Source organism: Acidimicrobiia bacterium (genome assembly GCA_016650365.1).
Classification (GTDB): Bacteria; Actinomycetota; Acidimicrobiia; order Spongiisociales; family JAENVV01; genus JAENVV01.
Window position 1 is genome coordinate 1 of record JAENVV010000105.1, and the last position, 1,227, is coordinate 1,227.

Below are 1,227 nucleotides of genomic sequence, written 5' to 3' on the forward strand. Positions count from 1 at the left end.
TGTGCAACTGACGTTGGTCGCTTACACCGGGTGGATTCACCGCTGATCTTCTCATCTCTTCACTCGCAGCGGTCTGACAAAGCCGTTTCTCCAGCTAGGATGACGACGTAACCACTCCGGGGAGCTCGGGCAACGAGCTGAGAGGGAAGCTGATCACGTCGCTTCCGACCCGCAGAACCTGACCTGGATCATGCCAGCGGAGGAAGCGTGTGGAGCCTCAGCAACAGATGGGGTCCTCATCCTCCAACGGAGGAGGACCAACTTGAAATATCTAGTCGCCACCATCGTCGCCACCATCGCGTTAACCGCCTGCGCGTCATCGCCCTCCGGGGAACCCACCGAACTCGTGCTACTCACCCACGACTCGTTCTTTTTATCCGAAGGCACTCTTGAGGCATTCACCGACCAAACCGGGATTCCGGTGACGGTTCTGCAAGCGGGCGACGCCGGCGCTCTCGTGACCCAGGCCGTCCTCACCAAGGACAACCCCACCGCCGATGTAATGTTCGGGGTCGACAACACGCTGTTGACCCGGGCGGTTGATCTATTCGTTCCGTATGAGTCCCCAGCGCTGGAAACCGTCGATCCCACCTTGTTGGCTGACCGTCGGCTCACCCCCATCGACTTCGGGGACGTGTGCTTGAACTATGACAAGGCGGCTTTCACCGGTGAGCTCGGACCACCGACCGATCTGGCCGATCTCCTCGACCCTGCTTATGCCGGAATGGTCGTGGTTGAGAATCCGGCCACTTCTTCGCCAGGTCTCGCCTTCCTGTTTGCCACCATCGCCGAGTTCGGCGAGGACGGATGGCAGGACTACTGGAGGGCCCTGATCTCCAACGGGGTGGTCATTGCCCCCGACTGGGAGACGGCCTACTACTCCAACTTCACAGGGGGTGGAGGAACCGGATCGTCGATTGTTGTCAGCTATGCATCCTCTCCCCCGGCCGGGGTCATCTTCGCGGAGCAACCCCTCGTTGAGGCTCCGACCGCCACACTGACCGAGGGTTGTTTTCGACAGGTCGAATACGCGGGCATCTTGAAGGATTCTCAAGCGGCTCGCCAACTCATTGACTTCATGCTGTCGCTCCCATTCCAAGAAGACATCCCGCTGAGCATGTTCGTGTTTCCCGCAGTGTCCGACGCCCGCCTACCACCCGAATTTGTTGAGTACACCGAGATACCCACCAACCCGTTGACGCTGGACCCTGCCCTGATCGACGCCAA

1 protein-coding gene and 1 riboswitch are annotated in these 1,227 nt (G+C 59.8%); the gene reads left to right on the forward strand.

The genetic code is table 11. The annotated features are described in order from the left end of the window. Positions 1-107: 107 nt before the first annotated feature. Positions 108-222: riboswitch (TPP riboswitch) on the forward strand. A 40-nt stretch (positions 223-262) separates the two neighbouring features. After that, positions 263-1,227: thiamine ABC transporter substrate-binding protein (locus JJE47_06375; protein ID MBK5267047.1), on the forward strand; the 965-nt coding region annotated here is incomplete at its 3' end.